19 protein-coding genes are annotated in these 18,663 nt (G+C 66.1%); 6 read left to right on the plus strand and 13 right to left on the minus strand.

Going from position 1 to position 18,663, the window contains the following annotated elements:
- Nucleotides 1-48: 48 nt before the first annotated feature.
- Nucleotides 49-1,344, minus strand: coding sequence for a sugar ABC transporter substrate-binding protein (locus QK287_RS01155; RefSeq protein ID WP_282358749.1), 1,296 nt, complete (start codon nucleotides 1,342-1,344; stop codon nucleotides 49-51).
- A gap of 141 nt (nucleotides 1,345-1,485) precedes the next feature.
- Here QK287_RS01155 and QK287_RS01160 point away from each other — a divergent pair, with 141 nt between their 5' ends.
- Nucleotides 1,486-2,280 carry a FadR/GntR family transcriptional regulator gene (locus QK287_RS01160; protein WP_282358750.1) on the plus strand — a complete coding sequence of 265 codons (795 nt, stop codon included), beginning with the start codon at nucleotides 1,486-1,488 and terminating at the stop codon, nucleotides 2,278-2,280.
- A 27-nt stretch (nucleotides 2,281-2,307) separates the two neighbouring features.
- On the opposite strand, the gene QK287_RS01165 is transcribed toward QK287_RS01160, so the two are convergent.
- Both QK287_RS01165 and QK287_RS01170 read right to left on the minus strand, forming a co-directional pair.
- Entirely contained in the window at nucleotides 2,308-3,339 is a 1,032-nt protein-coding gene (locus QK287_RS01165) for an aldo/keto reductase (RefSeq protein ID WP_282358751.1), read from the minus strand.
- Nucleotides 3,340-3,376: 37 nt separating this feature from the next.
- On the minus strand, nucleotides 3,377-4,249 hold the full coding sequence (locus QK287_RS01170) for an NAD(P)-dependent oxidoreductase (protein ID WP_282358753.1): 873 nt from the start codon (nucleotides 4,247-4,249) through the stop codon (nucleotides 3,377-3,379).
- A gap of 190 nt (nucleotides 4,250-4,439) precedes the next feature.
- Here QK287_RS01170 and QK287_RS01175 point away from each other — a divergent pair, with 190 nt between their 5' ends.
- From QK287_RS01175 to QK287_RS01190, 4 genes are all read left to right on the plus strand, one after another.
- Nucleotides 4,440-4,904 (plus strand): universal stress protein, encoded by a 465-nt coding sequence (locus QK287_RS01175; RefSeq protein WP_226775427.1) that lies wholly within the window; start codon nucleotides 4,440-4,442, stop codon nucleotides 4,902-4,904.
- On the plus strand, nucleotides 4,901-5,773 hold the full coding sequence (locus QK287_RS01180) for a hypothetical protein (RefSeq protein ID WP_282358755.1): 873 nt from the start codon (nucleotides 4,901-4,903) through the stop codon (nucleotides 5,771-5,773). The genes QK287_RS01175 and QK287_RS01180 overlap by 4 nt, the downstream gene beginning before the upstream one ends.
- Nucleotides 5,774-5,888: 115 nt before the next feature.
- Nucleotides 5,889-6,599: an SRPBCC family protein gene (locus tag QK287_RS01185; protein WP_282358757.1), complete on the plus strand. Its 711-nt coding sequence runs from the start codon at nucleotides 5,889-5,891 to the stop codon at nucleotides 6,597-6,599.
- Nucleotides 6,600-6,690: 91 nt separating this feature from the next.
- On the plus strand, nucleotides 6,691-7,416 hold the full coding sequence (locus QK287_RS01190; RefSeq protein ID WP_282358758.1) for a hypothetical protein: 726 nt from the start codon (nucleotides 6,691-6,693) through the stop codon (nucleotides 7,414-7,416).
- Nucleotides 7,417-7,421: 5 nt separating this feature from the next.
- Here the strand turns inward: QK287_RS01190 and QK287_RS01195 are convergent, their stop codons facing one another.
- The 3 genes from QK287_RS01195 to mgtA form a co-directional block, all read right to left on the minus strand.
- The gene (locus tag QK287_RS01195) at nucleotides 7,422-7,835 is read right to left on the minus strand and encodes a DUF302 domain-containing protein (protein ID WP_282358759.1); all 414 of its coding nucleotides are present in this window, start codon (nucleotides 7,833-7,835) and stop codon (nucleotides 7,422-7,424) included.
- On the minus strand, nucleotides 7,832-9,193 hold the full coding sequence (locus QK287_RS01200) for a phosphoribosyltransferase family protein (protein ID WP_282358760.1): 1,362 nt from the start codon (nucleotides 9,191-9,193) through the stop codon (nucleotides 7,832-7,834). The genes QK287_RS01195 and QK287_RS01200 overlap by 4 nt, the downstream gene beginning before the upstream one ends.
- Nucleotides 9,194-9,292: 99 nt before the next feature.
- Nucleotides 9,293-12,016 (minus strand): magnesium-translocating P-type ATPase, encoded by a 2,724-nt coding sequence (mgtA, locus tag QK287_RS01205; protein ID WP_282358762.1) that lies wholly within the window; start codon nucleotides 12,014-12,016, stop codon nucleotides 9,293-9,295.
- Between the two features lie 245 nt (nucleotides 12,017-12,261).
- On the opposite strand from mgtA, the gene QK287_RS01210 reads away from it, so the two are divergent.
- Nucleotides 12,262-13,011 carry a GAF and ANTAR domain-containing protein gene (locus tag QK287_RS01210; RefSeq protein ID WP_282358764.1) on the plus strand — a complete coding sequence of 250 codons (750 nt, stop codon included), beginning with the start codon at nucleotides 12,262-12,264 and terminating at the stop codon, nucleotides 13,009-13,011.
- On the opposite strand, the gene QK287_RS01215 is transcribed toward QK287_RS01210, so the two are convergent.
- The 7 genes from QK287_RS01215 to QK287_RS01245 form a co-directional block, all read right to left on the minus strand.
- Nucleotides 13,008-15,047, minus strand: a complete 2,040-nt coding sequence (locus QK287_RS01215; RefSeq protein ID WP_282358765.1) for an EAL domain-containing protein — start codon at nucleotides 15,045-15,047, stop codon at nucleotides 13,008-13,010. The two genes, QK287_RS01210 and QK287_RS01215, sit on opposite strands and share 4 nt — an antisense overlap.
- A 58-nt stretch (nucleotides 15,048-15,105) precedes the next feature.
- Nucleotides 15,106-15,819 carry an alpha/beta hydrolase gene (locus QK287_RS01220; RefSeq protein ID WP_282358766.1) on the minus strand — a complete coding sequence of 238 codons (714 nt, stop codon included), beginning with the start codon at nucleotides 15,817-15,819 and terminating at the stop codon, nucleotides 15,106-15,108.
- Complete coding sequence (locus QK287_RS01225) at nucleotides 15,816-16,625, minus strand: alpha/beta hydrolase (RefSeq protein WP_282358767.1); 810 nt, start codon at nucleotides 16,623-16,625, stop codon at nucleotides 15,816-15,818. The genes QK287_RS01220 and QK287_RS01225 overlap by 4 nt, the downstream gene beginning before the upstream one ends.
- Nucleotides 16,626-16,694: 69 nt before the next feature.
- A complete protein-coding gene (locus tag QK287_RS01230) occupies nucleotides 16,695-16,904 on the minus strand; it encodes a hypothetical protein (RefSeq protein ID WP_226775416.1) in 210 nt (69 codons plus the stop codon).
- A gap of 126 nt (nucleotides 16,905-17,030) precedes the next feature.
- Entirely contained in the window at nucleotides 17,031-17,387 is a 357-nt protein-coding gene (locus QK287_RS01235) for a cytoplasmic protein (protein WP_226775415.1), read from the minus strand.
- Between the two features lie 57 nt (nucleotides 17,388-17,444).
- Nucleotides 17,445-17,876, minus strand: a complete 432-nt coding sequence (locus QK287_RS01240; RefSeq protein ID WP_282358771.1) for a VOC family protein — start codon at nucleotides 17,874-17,876, stop codon at nucleotides 17,445-17,447.
- A 173-nt stretch (nucleotides 17,877-18,049) separates the two neighbouring features.
- A complete protein-coding gene (locus tag QK287_RS01245) occupies nucleotides 18,050-18,616 on the minus strand; it encodes a type 1 glutamine amidotransferase domain-containing protein (RefSeq protein ID WP_226775413.1) in 567 nt (188 codons plus the stop codon).
- Nucleotides 18,617-18,663: the final 47 nt, after the last annotated feature.

Genomic DNA, 18,663 nt, shown 5'->3' on the forward strand with positions numbered 1-18,663 from the left:
TCCGCCGGTGCTGTGCAGGGCGACCAGTACGAGGTGCGCCGCGGTGTGCTACTTCTTTTCGGTATCCAGGAATTTCTGGAAGTCGCCGTTGGCGGCATCGGCCGCAGCGGGGACGTCGGCTCCGGTGATGGAGGAGACAATCGGCCCGCCGACAATTTCGCGGGCCTTGCCTACCGTGATGACCTCGGGCCGGTCGTGGCCGACGCCGTTCTTGGCGCTCGCGGAGATAGCCTCGGCCAGATCCTTCGGGTACGTGGACGTTCCGGCCGGGTCGGCCCAGACCGAACTGCGGGGTCCGGGAACGCCGGCCTTCTGCGCGGCCAGGGTGCGTTCCTTGCTCGTGGCCCACTGGATGAACTTCCAGGCGTTGTCCTGATTGCTTGAAGCCTGGTTCACGGCTAGGCCCCACGACGGGATGTTGTACGGCTTGGAACCGGCAGGGCCTGCCGGCAGCGCGGCAAAACCGACAGTGTCGGAAACCTTGGATTTGGCCGGGTCGGTGGCGTTCTTGTACAGGGAGTCGGCCTCGGTATAGAACGCGGCCTTGCCCTGGGTGAAGATGGCCATCGCTTCGGGCCAGCTCATGTCGGTGCTGACGTTGGCCGGGCCGTAGTTCTTGATCAGGCCGCCGTAGTACTCATAGGCCTTTTTGGCAGCGTCGGAGTTGATGGCGGATTTGCCGCTGGCATCAGTGAAGTCGCCGCCGAAGCTGTACAGGAAGCTGGAGAACTGGGTGACGGCCGCGGACTTGCCGGTCCGGGCCACAAAACCTGCCGTGTCCGGTGTGGCGGCCTTGATGGCCTTGGCGGCCGCTTCGAGCTCTTCCATGGTCTTGGGCACCTCAAGGCCGGCGGCCTGCAGCAGGTCCTTGCGGTAGTAGAGCACTTCGCGTTCGGTGATAATCGGGACGCCGACGACCTTGCCGTCGGCTGTAGTGGCCTTGACCGGGCCCTCCTGGTAGTCCTTCCAGTCCCAGCTGGCGTCCGCGGAGACCTTGGACGTCAGGTCGGCGAGGTAACCGTTCTTCGCGAACGCCTTGCCCTCCTGCAGGGGGCGGTACATCATAACGTCGATCTCGTCGCTGCCGGCGTTGAGCTTGACGTTGTACTGGTCTGAAAGCTGGTCCTCGCCGAGCTGGGTCAACTCAACTTTGAGGCCGCTGGACTTCTCGAATTCCGGAATCGCCGCTTTGATGCCTTCGGTCCAGACGTGGTTCGCGAGGGTCACCCGGACGGTGCCGGCGGCTTTGGCATCGCTGCTGCCGCTGGCTCCGCCACAGGCAGTGAGGCCCAGAGACAGCGCAGCTGCGACAGCCGCGTACTGCATGATTGAACGTCGCTTCATTACGACTCCCTTGGTTCATTTAGGGCTGGGCGTCACTGTCCAGCCGGCCGCAAATGCATCTTTACATCTGCTCTGGAAGCGATCTTAGGGAAATAAAGCAGACTTAAACAACCCCTTGCGCCTTATCGGTATGATTTATTTATGAAAACCCCAAAGGCGGAGTTCCCGGCCGACCTGCATTCCGTGCTGGTCCAGAATCTGGGACTTGCCATTGCCGAGGGGACCCTGGTGCCGCACTCGATCCTGCGCCTGGACGAACTTGAGGCCCAGTACGGGGTGTCCCGCTCGGTGGTCCGGGAAGCCACGCGGGTGCTTTCCTCCAAGGGGATGCTGGAATCGCGGCGGCGGCTGGGGACTGTAGTCCAGCCGGAAGAGTCCTGGAACGCTTACGATCCGCAGGTGATCCGGTGGCGGCTGGCCTCCTCCAAGCGGCTGGAGCAGTTGCAGGCGCTGAACGAACTGCGCGGCGCCATCGAACCACATGCTGCCCGGCTGGCCGCCGAACGCGCCTCCTGGGATACCGGCAGCGACCTGGTCTCCGAAGCGGCCCGGCTCTGGGCCGCGGGCCAGCAGGGAGACCAGGATGAATTCCTGCGCCTGGACATCGAATTTCACGCGGCAGTACTTCGCGCCTCCGGGAATCCGATGTTTTCCCAGCTGCACAACCTTGTCACGGAGGTTTTGACCGGCCGCACCCAGCATGGGCTGATGCCACATCTGCCGCAGCACGAGGCCCTGCAGCTGCATGTGGACGTAGCCAGCGCCATTCAGCGCGGCGAGGCGGACGCCGCTCACGCGGCTATGAGCCGGATCGTGGAGCAGTCCTCCGAGGAAATGAGTTACATCTGGTCCAGCAACCAGCAGCCCGCCGGCCCGGCACCGGCCCCCGCAGCACAACGCGGGGCCACCGAGGGCTCATCCCCGGTGGTGGGATAGGCCCGCGCTGACCCCGCGTCGTTGACGCTAGCGGCCGCCCTCGATCTTCCGGCTCCGCTGTTCCTGGGCCATCGGCCCGTACGGGTAGATTCCGACGCGCGGGCGGCTCACCTCGCTGAGGCGCATCAGTTCGCCCTCAGTCAGCCGCAGGTCGGCCGCCGCGAGGTTGTCGGCAAGCTGTTTGGTGCTGCGGGCGCCCAGGATCACCGACGTCACGGCCGGCTGGTCCGCCAGCCAGGCCAACGCCACCTGGGCGGCACTGGCCTCGTGCCGGCCGGCGATCTCCTGCACTGCCTCCACGATTTCCCAGGTGCGAGGGTCCGCGTTCCTGGCCTTCCAGGCCTCCATGCCCCGTTCCGGATTTTCGCCCAGCCGGGTGGCACCCGCGGGCGGCTGGTCCTTCTTGTATTTGCCCGAGAGCCAGCCGCCGCCCAGCGGGGACCACGGCAGCAGGCCGATCCCGGCGTCGAGCGAAGCAGGAACGATCTCGGACTCGATCTCACGGACCAGCAGGCTGTACTGCGGCTGCAGCGTCACCGGGGCGCTGAAGCCAAGGGCCTTCGCCAGATGCACTGCCTTCGTCAGCTGCCAGCCAAGGAAGTTCGAGAACCCGTAGTAGGCTATCTTGCCGCTGCTGACGGCGTCGTGCAGGAACCTTAGGGTCTCCTCCAACGGAGTGATCGGATCCCAGGCATGCAGCTGGTATAGGTCGATCTGCTCCACGCCGAGCCGGCGCAGCGAAGCATCGAGTGCCTGGGTGAGGTGGCGCCGGGAGGTCCCGACGTCGTTTGGGGCGGCCCCCATCGGAAACCGGCCCTTGGTGGCCACGACGGCCCGGTCCCGGACCTCGGTCCGGTCCGCGAGCCACCGTCCCACAATCTCCTCAGAGACCCCGGAGCTGTAGACGTCCGCGGTGTCAATGAAGTTTCCGCCGGCCGCGAAGTAGTCGTCAAGGATCGTGCGTGACTGCTCCTCTGTGGCCTCGGCGCCAAAGGTCATGGTGCCCAGCGCGTAGGTGGAGACGACGGCGCCGCTGCCGCCCAGGGTGCGGTATTTCATGGAACTCCTTAGTGGAAAGTGAATGAATGCAGCTGATTCAGTCTTCGGTGGGGGTGGTCCGCTCCGGGTGGTAATCGCGCCAGCTGTGCTCAGGGGCGTAACCCAGGAGCCGCTTGGCCTTCTCGATCGAGAGCATGGTTTCGTGTTCGCCCAGTTCCTTGACCACGGTGACGTCCGGGAACACTTCTGCGGCGAGGCTGGCACTGGAGCGGCCCATCACGGTGTCCTCGTTGGCGATGATAAACGCCTCGAACCCGGGCTTGTCGTGCTCCAGGGCGCGTGCGACGGCCTGCGCACCGTCCCGGCCGTCAATGTAGCCCCAGAGATTCCACTTGCGCAGGGACGCATCGTGGTCGAACGAAGGAAACTCCTCGTAGTCCTCCGGGTCCATCACGTTGGAGAACCGCAGGCCCGTGATGCTCAGCTCCGGGTCCCAGCGGGTCAGCTGGATGGCCATCTGCTCTTCGAGGTGCTTGACCAAGGAGTAAGTACTCTCGGGCCGCGCCGGGTATTCCTCGTCAACCGGAATATAGGGAGGGTCGACGTCGAACGGCAAACCCAATACCGTCTCGCTGGAGGCGTAGACAATTTTCTTGATCCCGGCCCGGCGGGCTGCCTGGAACACGTTGTAGCTGGACTGCATGTTGTTCTCGAACGTCGCCGCGTCGGGGGCGAGGCCGGGAGCCGGGATGGCGGCCAGGTGCACCACCGCGTCGAAGCCGGCGTGACGGTCCTCCAGGCCCAGGAAAACATCCACGACCTGACCATAGTTGCGCAGGTCCACCTCGGTGAAGTCCCGGCCGCGGGCACCGACCCGGTCCAGGCTGGTCACCTCATGACCGTCCTCGCTCAGTCTCCGGACTACGCTCCGTCCCAGTTTTCCGCTTCCTCCGGTAACAGCAACTCGCATCAAGATCTCCTCTGGTGGTCTTCGTCACTCCACCCTAAAGGCGGTAAAGAGTGCTGCCCAGCCCCCGTGGCAGGCCCTGTGCGTCCTAGGAAGATCCAGTCCCCCTCACCTGCCCGGCCACGGACCGCCAGCAGGGCCGCCGTGACTTTCGGCCCTAGGCACTCCGCCAGACCGGGAGCAGGCTGGGGCCATGAACGGTGATCAGCGCGTAGTCGTGGGCGTGGACGGTTCGGATTTCTCGACGGCGGCGCTCCGGCTCGCCGGCCGTATGGCCAGGGGCCTGGATGCGCCCCTGGCGGTCGTGACCTGCCTGGGCACCTCGGATCTCTTTCTGGCATCCCACCTGCCCGAAGAGAGCTCCCCTACGACCACCCAACTCGAAGAGACGGCCAAGCGGCTCGTCGACGAAGCCCTGGAGCGTGCCTTTGGCACCGACCTGCCGGAAGGCCTGAGCCGGACCGTGAAGTTCGGCGCCCCGGCCAAGGTCCTCGTGGCGGAGAGCCGGAACGCCCAGCTCCTGGTGGTCGGCCGCCGCGGCCGCGGTGGCTTCCTTGCACAGGTGATGGGATCAGTCAGCGGCGCCTGCGCGGCCCATGCCCATTGCCCGGTGCTGGTGGTCGGTCAGGACCCGGACAAAGACCAGGCGGGAAGATGAACCACAGCCAGTGGCCGGTCCGGGCACTCTGGATGGTCATTGGCTTGCTGACCGTCACTGCCGCGGTGGCCGGGCTGGTCTTCCCGGACATCTACCGGGGCGTCGTGGCAGCGGACCTGCTTCCCGGCGCCGTATCGCAGGACCTGATGTCAGGTGTTGCGGGCATCGCCCTGATCGTCCTGGCGCTGACGGTGCGTCGGGAGCAGACCAAGGCGCGGCTCGTGGCGCTGGGAATCTTGGGCTACCTGTTCTACGCCTACGGCATCTACTCCATCGAGCGGACCTACAACGGCTTTTACCTCGTGTATCTCGCCATCTTTGCGTTGTCTTTCTGGGGGGTGCTCTACACCGCAATGGAGGTCAGGGCGGAGGGGCCAAGGAGGGTGCGTGTTCCTGCGGGCATCCGCAGGCTTTCCGCCACGGGCGCGCTCCTGCAGCCGCTGATCTTTTACCCGCTGTGGATTGCCATGCTGCTGCCGCTGATGCGCACCCGCGAGCAGATCGATTCACTCTATTCCGTGTTCGTCCTTGACCTGTGCTTCATCATGCCCGCGTTCCTGATCCTCGCCGTCCTGACGTTCCGCGGCCGCTGGCCGGGTCTGGTCTTTATGCCCGCGCTGTTCCTGCTCGGCTTTACGCTCATTTTCTCCCTGGCCCTGGGGGAGCTGTTCAAACCGCTGTTTAAGCTCCCAGTGTCGGCGGCGTCCCTCTGGTCCTCGGTGCTGTTGTCTGCCCTGTTCCTGGTACTGGGAGTGCTGCACCTGTGGAAACTCGAGCTGAATCCCGGCGGCGTCGGCAGGCGCAACCGGGGCAGCCGCCCCGTCGGGCAGCATACCGGCGCCGGTACCGTTTCCGGCCCTGCTGGGTAGCACCGGTGGCCCGGCTGGAGATCCCGGCGGTGAAGCGTCCCTGTGCTGGGGCTCTTCGTTACGTCCGCAATCGCGCAGTGGCGCCGCCGGCAAAGCGTTTGGAAGGCCGCGTCCCATGAGCCGGCTCGCCTGTTCCTTCCGGTTCCGCGGTCCAGTGGCCGCCCTGGCCGCAGCCGCCGCCGCTGCCGGCTTTGTCCTCGCCGTCCGGCCCCGGCTGCTGCATTGGGGGGCGACGGCTCAGGAATCAGCTGCCGCGCTTCCCGGCGACGAGATCGTCCCGGTGCCGCGGATGCAGAGTACGCGTGCCGTCACCGTCCACGCTCCTGCTGCGGACCTCTGGCCCTGGCTCGTCCAGCTGGGTGCGGGACGCGGTGGCATGTATAGCTACGACCTGCTCGAAAACGCGGCAGGCCTTGGTATGCACAGTGCGGACCGGATCCTTCCCGAATACCAGCAGCTCGCCGTCGGCGACGTTATCCCGCTGGGCCCGGGCACGGGGATTCCGGTCCGGAGGGTGGAGCCCGGATCCGTGCTGGGCCTCGGCGGCACCATGGACCCGCGCACCGGAAAAATCATCTCCTCCGCCGGGGCAGCTGCGGGCCTGCGGCTGGAGCTCGGCTGGACATTTGTGCTGCATCCCGTCGATGCGCGCACCACACGGCTGCTGTCCCGGACGCGGTACGACTATTCCCCGCTTCCTGTTGGGCTGATTCTCCGGCCACTGCTGGAACCCCTGCAGTTCCTCATGGAGCGGCGTATGCTCCTGGGCATCAAGTCCCGGGCCGAGGGCCGCGGCCGCCAGCCCAGCCGCGTGCGGCGCCCGTGACCTTGTGCCCTACCCTGTCGGGCAGTGCCGGCATAACCTCGAACTTGCCGGGCAGCCTTCAGCCGCCCGCCGTGTTCCGGGGAGGCAAACGGTGAAATCAGCACGAACAAGCATCATCGTGGGAATCGCGCTGATGGTGTCCGGATTCCTGCTTTTGTTGGACCTGCTCGGCTACCTCGACAGCGCTGCTCTGGTGTGGCCGCTCTTCTTTGCGGCGGCCGGCGTCGTTTTCGTCGTTGTGTTCTTCCGCAGCCGGGGTAACTGGTGGGCTGCCATTCCCGGTTCGGTCTTCCTGGGCCTTGCGTCGGTTATCCTGGTCACCCAGCTTTGGCCGGGGCGGGCCGGAACTTGGGCCGGGGCTTTCCTTTTCCTGTTCATGGGCGCAGGATTCGGCGCTGTTTACCTGCGCGAGCGCGCCAACTGGTGGGCCCTCATCCCCGCCGGCGTGATGCTGACGCTTGCCCTCGTGGTGACACTCCCGCAATCCTGGCAAGGCATGCCGGTGGCCGCGGTGCTCTTGCTGGGCCTCGCCGCTACATTCGCGGGACTTTCCCTGGTTCCCGTCCAAGCCGGGCCCGGCCTGGCCCGGCCGGCAGCCAGCCGGGTCGGGTCGGCAGAATCAGCGAGGATGAAGTGGCCGCTGATACCGGCCGCGGTCCTGGCCGTGCTGGGTGTCGTCTTCGCCGTGCAGGCTACGGCGCTGCTTACCGCGAGCGAGTTCTTTGTCCCGGCGTTCTTAGTGCTCGCCGGTGTGGCGCTGCTGGTCTACGCCTTCCGGCACCGCTCCGGCGGCCGCCATGGGGTGCGTGGGGCCTGACCGTATCAGCGTTCTCCTGCCAGTTCGGCTATGGCCGCACGCAGGCGGGTGCCGGCGTCGTCCGCAACGTCGCGGACTGCCGGGGTAGCGCTGAGCTGGACCATGGTTTGCGGGTCGATGGCATCGACAGTCGTCGCGGTGGCCCCGGTCCCGCGGCGCACCACCACGTTGCAGGGCAGCAATGCCCCCATTTCCGGCTCCGCGGCCAGCGCCTTGCTCGCGAGCACCGGATTGCAGGCTCCGAGGATGACGTAGTCCCCCAGGGCTTCCGCTGCGTCCGCGCCGAGTTTAGCGGCGAAGGTGGCACGCACATCGATTTCCGAGAGTATCCCAAAGCCCTGGGTGGCGAGCACGGCACGTGTCTTTGCCACAGTGTCTTCCCAGTTCAGCGGCACGACGGCAGTGTAGGTGTAGCTCATTCGGTGGCTCCCGGGGTTTTGGTTTCGGTTGGCAGCAGGTACTCGACGAACCAGTCCCTGGCGAGGATGGCAGCCGCGGCCAGCGTACCGGGTTCTTCAAAAAGGTGGGTGGCGCCCTGCACGACGGCCAACTGGTTCGGACAGCGCATCATGGACTTCGCTTTGCGGTTGAGCGCCAGCACTCCGGAGTCGTAGCTTCCGACAATCAGGAGGGTGGGCGCCCGGACCGCGGAGAGCCGGGGCCCGGCCAGATCGGGCCGGCCCCCGCGGGATACGACGGCGCCGATCCTGGCGGTTGGTTCGGAGGCGGCCCAAAGCGCAGCCCCTGCACCCGTGCTGGCCCCGAAATAGCCAAGCGGGCAGGACGCCGTGTCCTGCCGGCCGGCGAGCCAGTCCGTGGCCGAGGACAGCCGGCGGGCCAGCAGCTCGATGTCAAAGACGTTGGCGCGGTTTCGTTCCTCCACCGGGGTCAGCAGGTCAAGCAGCAAGGTGCCGAGTCCCGCCTGCTGGAGCACCCCGGCCACGAACCGGTTCCGCGGGCTGTGCCGGCTGCTGCCGCTGCCGTGCGCGAACAGCACCACGGCACGGGACGGGACCGGCAGGTGCAGGTGGCCCTGGAGTCGAACCCCGCGCGACGGGATTTCGACTTCCGCATCGAACTCCGTGGCGGCTGCCATGCTGGTCCCCTCCGGCGTGCGGGACGCCGGCGGGGAATTGTGCAGTCGCTTGGCTGCGGCGTCGAGCAGTTGCACCACCTCATCGTCTTCGGTGGGGGAGAAATCGCGGTAGTGGTATCCCACCGCGGAGAACTGCTGCGGTGTGGCGAGGCAGATCAGCTCGTCGGGCTCGGTCAGGGTCCGGAGGGTGTCGGCGGGGGCGACCGGGACGGCCAGGACCACCCTCGCGGCCCCAAGCTTCCGGGCGATCATGCAGGCGACCCTGGCGGTGGACCCGGTAGCGATGCCGTCGTCGACGATCACCGCGATACGCCCGGTAAGGTCCTGCCGGGTCCTGCCCTTCCGGAACCGGGCCACCCTGCTCTCGAGCACCGCCCGCTCGTGGTCTTCAACGGCCCGCAGTTCCGCGTCACTGACCCGGGCGTGGGCCAGCACGTGGTCTTCGAGCACCCGGGCGCCGCCCTCCCCGACCGCTCCCATGGCAAGCTCCGGCTGGTAGGGAAGGCCCAGCTTCCGAACCACAATCACGTCAAGGGGTGCATCGAGGGCGGCGGCGACTTCCGCGGCCACCGGGACTCCGCCGCGGGGCAGGCCCAGGACCACGATGTCCTGGCCCCGCAGATCCGCGAGCCGCCTTCCCAGCTGCCGGCCGGCGTCGACCCTGTCTTCGAAGATGCTCATCAGTGCGGCTTTCCAATCGGGACGTCCACCGGCGCCTCATCACGGTGTGCACTCCGCGGGCTGGGAAACTAGCCGGTTGGCCGTTCCTCCCACTATCTGTCAGGAGCGCCCTGGGTGTGAGGGCCTTTGGGCCCGGATTCGGCCGCGCCGGCGCCCCGGTCCCCGGTTGTGGAGCAAGGGGCCCGCAGTTGCGATGCTGAAGCGTGCAGCCCGGCGGGCGATGCGGTGGGTCCGGCCGCGGCGCCGCACCCCAACAGGCGTGGGCGGTCGCTGCAGGGCGGCGCGGGCATAAAACCAGAGTTTGGCCATTTCAACCAGTACCAGGTACACGGCCCCCATGCCCAGCAAGGCGAGAAAAAAGGGGACGGGCAGCGGGTCGAACCCAAGCACGCCGGCCAGCGGCGAGAGCGGCAGGTAAACGCCGACTGCCACCACGCCCAGGGAGGCGCCGACCAGGCCCAGCGACGGCCGGCTGCGGAAGAAAGGCACCCGCCGGGTGCGGATGACAAAGATGATCAGTGTCTGCGTGACGATGGATTCGATAAACCAGCCGGCGCGGAATTCGCCGGGAACGGCATCAAAGACGAACAGCATCAGGGCGAATGTGGCAAAGTCGAACAGCGAACTGATCGGGCCGAAGACGAACATAAAGCGCCGGATAAAGCCGATATCCCAGCGCGACGGCGCCACGAGTTGGTCCTTGTCCACCCGGTCCCCCGGGATGGCGAGCTGGCCGGCGTCGTAGAGCAGGTTGTTCAGCAGGATCTGCCCCGGCAGCATCGGCAGGAAGCTCAGCACCACCGAGGCCGTTGCGGCGCTGAACATGTTGCCGAAGTTGCTGGAGGTGCCCATCAGGACGTATTTGATGGTGTTGGCGAAGATCCGCCGGCCTTCCATCACTCCTTCGGCCAGAACGCCCAGGTCCTTGTCCAGCAGCACAACGTCGGCGGCATCCTTCGCTACGTCGGTGGCGCTGTCGACAGAGATGCCGATGTCCGCCGCGTGCAGCGCCAGCGCGTCGTTGACGCCGTCGCCCATAAATCCGACCGACCCGCCGCTGCGCCGCAGCAGCCTGATGATCCGGGCCTTCTGTTCGGGCGAGACGCGGGCGAAGATGCTGGCCTCACGCGCGGCAGAGGCCAGTTCCGGATCGGACATGGCCTCGACTTCGGCGCCGGTGAGTGTTCCGCCGGAGGGGACCCCGAGTTCGTCGCAGACTTTCTCCGCCACCTTGGCGTTGTCGCCCGTGGCGATTTTGACAGTAATGCCGAGTTCCGCGAGCCTGTCCAGGGAGGCGCGCGCGGCGGCCTTGGGCCGGTCCAGGAAGATGAGGAAACCGGCGAGAACCAAGTCCTTTTCGTCGGCGGGACCGATAGCCGTCAGTCCGACAGCCGCTCGGGTGGCGACAGCAACCACCCGTGAGCCGGCGTTGAACTGTTCGTCCAGCATCGCCTGGACACTGGCCGGGATATCCCCGCAGAGCGCCAGGACGTCTTCGGGGGATCCCTTGGTGACGATGCGGGGCGCGGCGCCGGCTTCGCTGACCAGTATGCTGGTCCGGCGCCGCAGATGGTCGAAGTCGATAACGTCGAGGCGCTTGTACCGGGCGGGCGCGAAGTCAGCGCCCCCTGCGGATGCCCACAGCGCGGCGTCCAACGGATTCAGGCCCACCGGTGAGGCCTGGGCTTCGGTGTAGTCGGCTTCGGTGGCAAGCAGCCCCAGGGTCAGCAGCTCACCGGCGGTGATGCCGGTGCCGGCGGGCAGGGCGGCGGTGAAGCTGATCCGGCCCTCCGTCAGGGTTCCGGTCTTGTCCGTGACCAAAACGTCCATGTCGCCAAGGTCCTCGATGCAGACCAGGCGTTTGACAAGCACCTTGCGTTTGGCCAGCTGCTGGGTTCCGGTGGCAAGGCTCGTGCTCACAATGGCTGGCAGCAGCTGCGGCGTGATCCCGACGGCGATCGCTAGTGAGAACAGCAGCGACTCGATTAACGGCCGTTGCAGGAGCAGGTTTGCGATGAAGATCAGGGATGTGAGGCCGATCGCGACCTGGAGCAACAGGTAGGAAAAGCGCTGGAGGCCCAGCTGGAATTCGGTCTGGGGCTGCCTTTCGCCGAGGCCCAGGGCGATCCGGCCAAATTCGGCCCGCCCGCCGGTGGCGACCACCGCACCGGTACAGTTACCGGCCTGGATCACGGTCCCCATAAACAGGCATGAGGTCAGGTCCCCCAGCGCCGCCGCGCCGGGGACCGGGGCAGGGTCTTTGGCGACAGGCATCGATTCCCCGGTCAGGATGCTTTCATCGCACAGCAGGTCCTTGGCGCTCAGCAGCCGGATATCGGCGGGGATGATCGCGCCCAAAGCCAGGTGCACAATGTCGCCCGGCACCAGGGCGGTGACGTTCACTTCCTGCACGGTTGCGTCGCGGACTACAACGGCACGGTGGGTGACACGGGAGTGCAGGGCCTCCGCGGCGCGTTCGGCCCGGAATTCATTGCTGAACCCGAGACCGACGCTGACCAGCAGGATGACACCGATCACGATCGAGTTCGTGGCGTCGCCAAGGAACAGGGAGAGCCCGGCGGTGACAAGCAGCAGGATCAGGATGGGGCTGCGCAGTTGACGGGCCAGAACTGACCATCCGCTGGCCTGGTGGGTGCGTAACGCGTTCGGTCCCAGCGACTCGAGCCGCCGGGCGGCCTCGGTGCTGCTCAGGCCGTTCACGCCTGCTCCCAGCTGCGCCAGGACCTCTTCCACCGGCCGGTGGGCGGCGTCTGCAATGGTGAGTGGCAGGGAACGCGGTTCCCGGATATCGAGATCTGGCATGGAGCTTCCGTTCCAACGTCGGGTTATGTCCAAGGGTACGTCCGGGAGCTTGCCGTTGCGGGCCCCGACGGTGGCGGGCGCGGTCAGGGATGCGGGCACCTGCTGTATATAATTTCCCGGTACGGTTTTGCAGCAAGCCGTTGGATTGTTCTGCGATCCCGCCGCCTGCATCCGCCACAGCCGCTCCGCTGCACGTGGGGCGCAGACCGTCCGGATCGTGTTGACCTGAGTGAAACGGCACGGCAGTGGCCAGCGAATCGACCGCAGCTTCAATTGACGAAACTTCAACCCACCAGCACCTGCATGAATTGGTGCTTCACAGCTCCGACGTGGAGGAGTTCCTGCGCGAATTGGCGCGGATCTCCGCGCGCAGCCTTTCGGAGCCCGGAGACGAGATTCTCTGCGGAATTACCCTTTTCCGGCAGCGGAAGGCAGCGACGGTCGCCAGCAGCAGTCCGGCCGCCCAGTCCATGGACGAAATCCAGTACGCCTTCGGTGACGGCCCGTGCGTGACCGCCTCGCGGGAACAGGAAACCGTGCATATCAGGGATCTCGAGGAGTGCGGGCGCTGGCCCCGGTACGCCATGACCATGCGCGGCCACGGGGTCCGGTCCATCCTGGCGTTGCCCTTCCTGCTCGACGGCGACACGCGGGCCGCGCTCAACCTGTATTCACACAGGTCCGGAAGGTTCGATGGCAGGGCGATGGACCTGGCCCAGGACTTCGTCAGCCAGACTTCCCTGGCGTTGCGGCTGGCGGTACGTTTTGCGCACTTCAGCGACACTGCCGCGAACCTCAAGGCGACCCTGGAAACACGGACCGGGATCGACGTCGCGGTCGGTATCATCATGGCCCAGAACCGCTGCAGCCAAGCTGAGGCCTTCGAACTGCTCAAGGCTGCTTCCAGTGCGCGCAACGTTAAGCTGCATGCTGTGGCGGCTAGAGTCGTGGAGTCGCTCGGCAAGGGTCCGGCCAGGACGCATTTCGAGGTTTAGGCTCCGCGCCGGATCTCCCGGACCAGCCAATCCACGATCATCCGGCTGGCACCGGAGCTGCTGCCGGCCCTGTGCTGCTGGGCATGCCAGCGGTCGACGTCGTCCGGGCGCCCGCTGCGGGCGGCAAGGTATCCCGTGAAGGGACAGTCCTCAATCTTGTGCGGGTGCGGGGAACCGAGGCGCAGGAATTTCCAGTGGTATGCCAGCGCCCCCAGAGCCGTCCGGACCTGGTGGGGGTATTCCCGCGATTCGAACTCCGCGGTCCATTCGGGTACCTCGGAAGCAGGCATCGGGCGGGCAAGGTGGTAGCCCTGGCCGTACCCCGCGCCCATCACGGCCGCCGCCTCGGTCATCCCAAGATCCTCAAGGCCTTCGGCTACGACCGTCATGCCAAAATCCCGTCCGATTTGCACCAGCGTGGCGATTAGGCTGAGTGATTCCAGCGGACTGGTACGCAGTCCGCTGAGCATGTCCCGGTCAATCTTGACCGCCGTGAACGGCAGCATGGACAGCCGCTTCAGGCTGCTGTAGCCAGCTCCCAAATCGTCCATTGCAAGGCCTACACCCAGCTGGACCAGCCTGCTCAGCGGAGCGTGCACCGCGTCCCAGTCCGTCGTTCCGGTTTCGAGCAGTTCCAGGACAAGCCGCTGCGGCGCGATCCCGTGCCGCTGAAGCGACTCTTCAACAAACGTCGGGCAGTCCGGATCCAACAGGGTCGATGGCGCAATATTAACGGAGACCTTCGCGGAAAGTCCCTCCCCGTCCCAGGCCGGGAGGCAGGCCAACGCCTGGTCCAGTCCAAGCAGGAACAGCCTGTCGGTCTCCGCCTCGCTCAGGTACTGGAGGAACGCTGCCGGCGGCAATACGCTGCCATCCGCCAGCCTCAGCCGGGCGAGGGCCTCGAAGAGGTAGACGCTGCCGGCGCCGAGGTCCACGGCCGGCTGCATAAACATTTCCAACCCGCCGCCGAACAGCCGTTCCTTCAAGAGGTTCACGGGGCTGCTGCCGGCGCCCGGTTGCACCGGCATGCCGCCGGGGGCTCGCGTGCCCGGCAGGGTTCCGGGAGCCCCGCGGCCGTCGGCTGCGTCCGCGACCAGTTCCCACCAGCTCTCCGGTCCGCCGGCACGGGTTTTGGCAACGTTAAGGGCGGCGTAGGCGCCGCGCAGCAAGGTGCGCGTTTCCGTGCCGTTGCGGGGCGATGACGCCAGTCCCGCGCTCATGGTCAGGGAAATCCTTTCGCCGGCCGCCGCAAAACTTTCTTCAACGCTGCGGCCGAGGCGTTTGAGCACCCCGTCGAGCGCCACGGCGGTGTCATCGCCGGCCGCGTACTCCACTACGAGGACAAATTCGTCGCCTCCCATCCGCGCCAGGAACTCCGAGGGCTGGAGGAGAGCCTGCATCCGGGCGCCCCAAGCTGCCAGGATCGCGTCACCGGCACTGTGACCGACGGCGTTGTTTACGTCCTTGAACCGGTCCAGGTCGATCAGCCCGAGGGCGACGGCCGGCCTGACGCCATCGTCGGGGTCCAGCACTTTGGCAAGGTGGGCGTCCAAGGCGGTGCGGTTAGGCAGGCCGGTCAGCTGGTCGTGGGTGGCCTGGAACCGGAGCTGTTCGTGCATTGCCATCCGGGCGTTGATATCGCGCTGCACGCTGACGAAGTGGGTAACCTGGCCGTCCTCATCCAAGAGCGGGGTGACGGTCAGGGCGTTCCAGAACGGCGAGCCGTCCTTGCGGTAGTTGAGGATGTCGCCCCGGAACTGCTCACCGCGGAACAAGGCGTCGCGGATGGCCTTGGCGGTCTCGGGTGCGGTGCCCGGACCTTGGAGGATCCGGCAGTTGTTTCCCAGCACCTCGGCCTCCGCGTAGCCGGTAATAGCACTGAAGGAGCGGCTGGCATGCATGATTCTCTGAGCCGAGTCCGTGATCAGGGAGATCTCGGAGGTGGCTGAGAGCGCCCGCACCAAGAGCTCCGGGGGAACGCCGTCGGCAACGTGCGGCGATCCCGCCGGCTCGGGAGATGCCCTGGGAAGTGGCATGCTGAAAGCCCCTGAAAGGTCAGTCCGGGGTCCGGAATTTGATAAGTCCATTGACAGACTAACCCCCTGCCTCCCGGGGGCGGACCGCTAGTGCCGGCCCCGGCGCGGCTGTTATGTCCAGGACAGTGCGGATTGTGTCCTCGTGAGCCAGGATCCTGAAGTGGCCGGCGGTGTCCAGCCGGATGTTCCGGGCGCCGGGAAGCACACTGCCTTCTGGGATATGCGGATCAAACAGCCCGTAGACCGAGGTGATGCGCTCGTTCACGCGTTCCTCCCTGGACAGCTGCAGGGTCACGGCATTCCGGGGCGAAAAGGCGCGCAGGCTCGGCAGCAGCATAAACGAGGCGTAGCGCGAGCCGGAGAACGGCGAGCAGACCGCCACCATACCCGTGATCCTGCGGTCGGGGTCCAGCTGCATCATCACGAATTTACCGATCAGTCCGCCTTTGCTGTGGGCGACGATCATAGCGTCGGAGAGGTCACGATCCCGGATGTAGCCGGCAATCGCATCCGCGGCCCTGGGCACGGGAAGCCGGTTCCGGTGCAGCAGGGCCAGCACATGCACCGGATGTCCTGCCTTGTGAAGCCGCCGGACCAGCGGCAGCATAAAGCGCCAGTCCTCGTAGATTCCGGGAATCACAACGACGGGCCGGGCCGTCCCGCTGAGGAAATCCTCCGGCCCGGTCCGGGAAGCTGCGCTCCGGACTTGCCGGCCGGCGGCGTAAAGGTAGTCCTGGATCCACCATTGGACCCGCTGCAGGACCCCGCTCATCCGGGGCGCCCCGGGTGAACTTCCTCTGCCGGACGGCGGATCCCGGCGAAGTCCAGGATGGCTGCCGCCACGTCCTCGGATCGGTTGTGCTGCACCACATGCCCGGCGCCTTCGATTTCCAGCAGCTGCCCGTTCGCTGCGCGTCCGGCCAACCGGCGGCACCAGTCTACGGAGGCCACGGGGTCGTCGGCACCGCGGATCACAAGGACCGGCGCAGTGACCCCGGGGATGCGCTTTTCCGTCGGATAGTCCATCATGACGCGCAGCGTTTTCAGGTACCAGCTGGCGCCGCACCGGAAATAGTCCGTGAGGACAAGGGCGTTCGAGGACGGGCTTTCGTAAAACAGGCTGTCCCGGCTGAGCGCCAGGGCCTGCTGCAGCACGGTCCGCCGTTTCGAATCAACTACCGGCCCCATCAGGACCAGCTGGGCGATCCGGTGGGGCTGCTGCAGGGCCGCAGCCGTGGCGAACTGCGCGCCCATCGAGTGCCCGACGAGCACAAACTCCAGGACGCCGAGCTGTTCGAGGGCACCCAGGATGTAGGTGGCCTGGTCCTCAACGGAGAGGGTGCGCTCCGGACGCGGTGTCGCTCCGAAACCGGGAAGGTCTATCGCGTAGGTGTCAACGGATTCCGCCAGCAAACCCTGGAGCCGGGTGAAATAGCGGTGCGAGACGCCGATACCGTGGATCAGCACAACGGCGGTGCGCGGCGCCCCCGCCCGGGCCGGGGTACTGGACGCGAACACGTGGCCCAGATGGCCTGCGGCCTCAACCTGAACGGGTGCGGGCCAGCCTCCGCTTTGCATTTTTCGTTTCCACGCCGTCTTAGTTTTTTGCCCCGTGCCAGCGTCGGGTAAGCGTCCAGGCAGCACGCCTCAGCCTTGCCGCTTGTCCCGTTCGCTGAACTCCTCATCGAGGTCGTAATGCCTGAATTCGGTCTCCGGATTCGGTTCGCCCTCAGCCACGTATTCGTAGTCCAGCTGCCGCTGAACTTGGCTGTCAAGGACCTGCAAGTCCTTGTCCGCCACTGCGCTGAGGTCCTCGGGGAATTCATCCTCCGGGGTGAGGTGTAACTTCTCAGTCATGGCATGCCTCTCTTGGCCGGAAAGGTGTCTCGAACGGGGAGTAACGGCCGTATACAGGATACCCTCGGCCGCGCGGAGACGGTAGCCGGGGCATCAGCCTGGGGCGGTCAGCGGCCCGGGTGCCGGCTAGCTCCCTGATGGGCCGAGCGGCGGCGGTACCCCGTCATCCGGATTCTTCCCGGGCGGTGGTTCTTTGAGTTCAATGAAGACGGTGTGGGTTTCCGTGTCCCCGGTGTTCTCGCCGGAATGGTCCTGCGCGGCGAGCCAGCGGGCCGCCCCGGCGGGGATTTCGACGTCGACGTCGCCACCTTGGCCGGAGAGCCTCCGGCGGAAGGAACTCAGTGTGACCATCACGCTGTCCGGGTGCCCGTGGGGCACTGTCTTATCGCCGGGCACGTCGCGGTACTCGAGGACTCGGACCCGGTCGTTTTCGAAAATGACCCGGTACAGCGAGGGGTTTGCTACCACCGGATCCTGTCCCATGGCGCGAGCATACGCCCGTCCCGACGCCCCCGCCAGAGGGGCGGGGCGGCAGGTGGCCTAAGATTCGGCCGGCGCCTGTCCCGGCTCGGAGCCGACGTTGACGAGCCAGTCGGTCCCGTACTTATCCGTGCACATTCCAAAGACGTCTCCCCACGGAGACTTCTCCATCGGCACCGTCACCGCTCCGCCGTCGGCAAGACGGTCGAAGTAGCCGCGCAATTCGGTCTCGTCGGAACCGCTGAGTGAGACCGAAATGCTGCTGCCCGGCTTGTAGCCCATCGCTTCCGGCGTGTCAGCCCCCATTAGCACCATGCCGTTTCCCGCGGTCAGCATGGCGTGCATGATTTTGTCCTGCTCGCCGGCGTTCTCACTCATCTGGTAGTCGCCGAAAGTGCTTATGGTCAGTTCACCGCCAAACACGGACTGGTAAAACGTCATGGCTTCCTTCGCGTTGTCGCGAAAGCTCAGGTAGGGGTTCAACGTGGTCATGTCCAGGACTCCTAGCAGCTTGGATCCGGCCAGTACAGGGAGGGTTGGGGCGGCGGAGGCCGGTGCGCGGTGCAGCCATATCATCCCGCAAATCGGTCCCTGAGGGTAGGGGTGAACACTGCCGTTTGCAGAGCGAGCGAACCCCCTACGCTGTCCTGGTGGAGCGGCGCCGGCTACGCGGTCTGTCCGGCGTGCTCGCCCTCTGCGATCTCTTCGAGCAGCTTGTCGTTAAAAGCCGGGAGGTCGTCCGGGTTCCGGCTGGTCACGAGGCCCTGGTCCACCACCACTTCCTGGTCGCTCCAATTGGCGCCGGCGTTTTTCAGGTCGCTCTGGAGTGTGTGGAAGGACGTGACATTGCGGCCGCGCACGACGCCGGCGTCGATCAACAACCACGGCCCGTGGCAAATCGAGGCCACCGGCTTATGCTGCTCAAAGAATGCCCGAGTGAAGGCCTGGGCGTCCTTGTCGACCCGAAGGTTGTCCGCGTTAACGACGCCGCCGGGGATCACCAAGGCGTGGAAATCGGAAGCGTTTGCGTCGGCAACAGTGAGGTCGACGTCGAACACCTGACCCTTCTCGGTGCCGTCATAGCCCTGAAGCTTGCCCCGGCCGGGCGCCACGAGAGTGGGCTCGCCGCCGGCCTCCTTGACGGCGTTCCAGGGACTGGTCAGTTCCACCTGCTCCACGCCGTCGGTCAGCAGGAAGGCAACCTTTTTACCGGAAATGTTGTGTTCTGACATGGGTCCTCCTTTGGTATCCGGGGAGGTCCACGCAGCCATCGGACGGG

Source organism: Arthrobacter sp. AL05 (genome assembly GCF_029960715.1).
Classification (GTDB): Bacteria; Actinomycetota; Actinomycetes; order Actinomycetales; family Micrococcaceae; genus Arthrobacter.

Bases quoted from the DNA above. Each gene is read 5' to 3' on its own strand.
- QK287_RS01155 (WP_282358749.1), bottom strand. From the start codon at position 1,344: ATGAAGCGACGTTCAATCATGCAGTACGCGGCTGTCGCAGCTGCGCTG.
- QK287_RS01160 (WP_282358750.1), top strand. From the start codon at position 1,486: ATGAAAACCCCAAAGGCGGAGTTCCCGGCCGACCTGCATTCCGTGCTG.
- QK287_RS01165 (WP_282358751.1), bottom strand. From the start codon at position 3,339: ATGAAATACCGCACCCTGGGCGGCAGCGGCGCCGTCGTCTCCACCTAC.
- QK287_RS01170 (WP_282358753.1), bottom strand. From the start codon at position 4,249: ATGCGAGTTGCTGTTACCGGAGGAAGCGGAAAACTGGGACGGAGCGTA.
- QK287_RS01175 (WP_226775427.1), top strand. From the start codon at position 4,440: ATGAACGGTGATCAGCGCGTAGTCGTGGGCGTGGACGGTTCGGATTTC.
- QK287_RS01180 (WP_282358755.1), top strand. From the start codon at position 4,901: ATGAACCACAGCCAGTGGCCGGTCCGGGCACTCTGGATGGTCATTGGC.
- QK287_RS01185 (WP_282358757.1), top strand. From the start codon at position 5,889: ATGAGCCGGCTCGCCTGTTCCTTCCGGTTCCGCGGTCCAGTGGCCGCC.
- QK287_RS01195 (WP_282358759.1), bottom strand. From the start codon at position 7,835: ATGAGCTACACCTACACTGCCGTCGTGCCGCTGAACTGGGAAGACACT.
- QK287_RS01200 (WP_282358760.1), bottom strand. From the start codon at position 9,193: ATGAGCATCTTCGAAGACAGGGTCGACGCCGGCCGGCAGCTGGGAAGG.
- mgtA (WP_282358762.1), bottom strand. From the start codon at position 12,016: ATGCCAGATCTCGATATCCGGGAACCGCGTTCCCTGCCACTCACCATT.
- QK287_RS01215 (WP_282358765.1), bottom strand. From the start codon at position 15,047: ATGCCACTTCCCAGGGCATCTCCCGAGCCGGCGGGATCGCCGCACGTT.
- QK287_RS01220 (WP_282358766.1), bottom strand. From the start codon at position 15,819: ATGAGCGGGGTCCTGCAGCGGGTCCAATGGTGGATCCAGGACTACCTT.
- QK287_RS01225 (WP_282358767.1), bottom strand. From the start codon at position 16,625: ATGCAAAGCGGAGGCTGGCCCGCACCCGTTCAGGTTGAGGCCGCAGGC.
- QK287_RS01230 (WP_226775416.1), bottom strand. From the start codon at position 16,904: ATGACTGAGAAGTTACACCTCACCCCGGAGGATGAATTCCCCGAGGAC.
- QK287_RS01235 (WP_226775415.1), bottom strand. From the start codon at position 17,387: ATGGGACAGGATCCGGTGGTAGCAAACCCCTCGCTGTACCGGGTCATT.
- QK287_RS01240 (WP_282358771.1), bottom strand. From the start codon at position 17,876: ATGACCACGTTGAACCCCTACCTGAGCTTTCGCGACAACGCGAAGGAA.
- QK287_RS01245 (WP_226775413.1), bottom strand. From the start codon at position 18,616: ATGTCAGAACACAACATTTCCGGTAAAAAGGTTGCCTTCCTGCTGACC.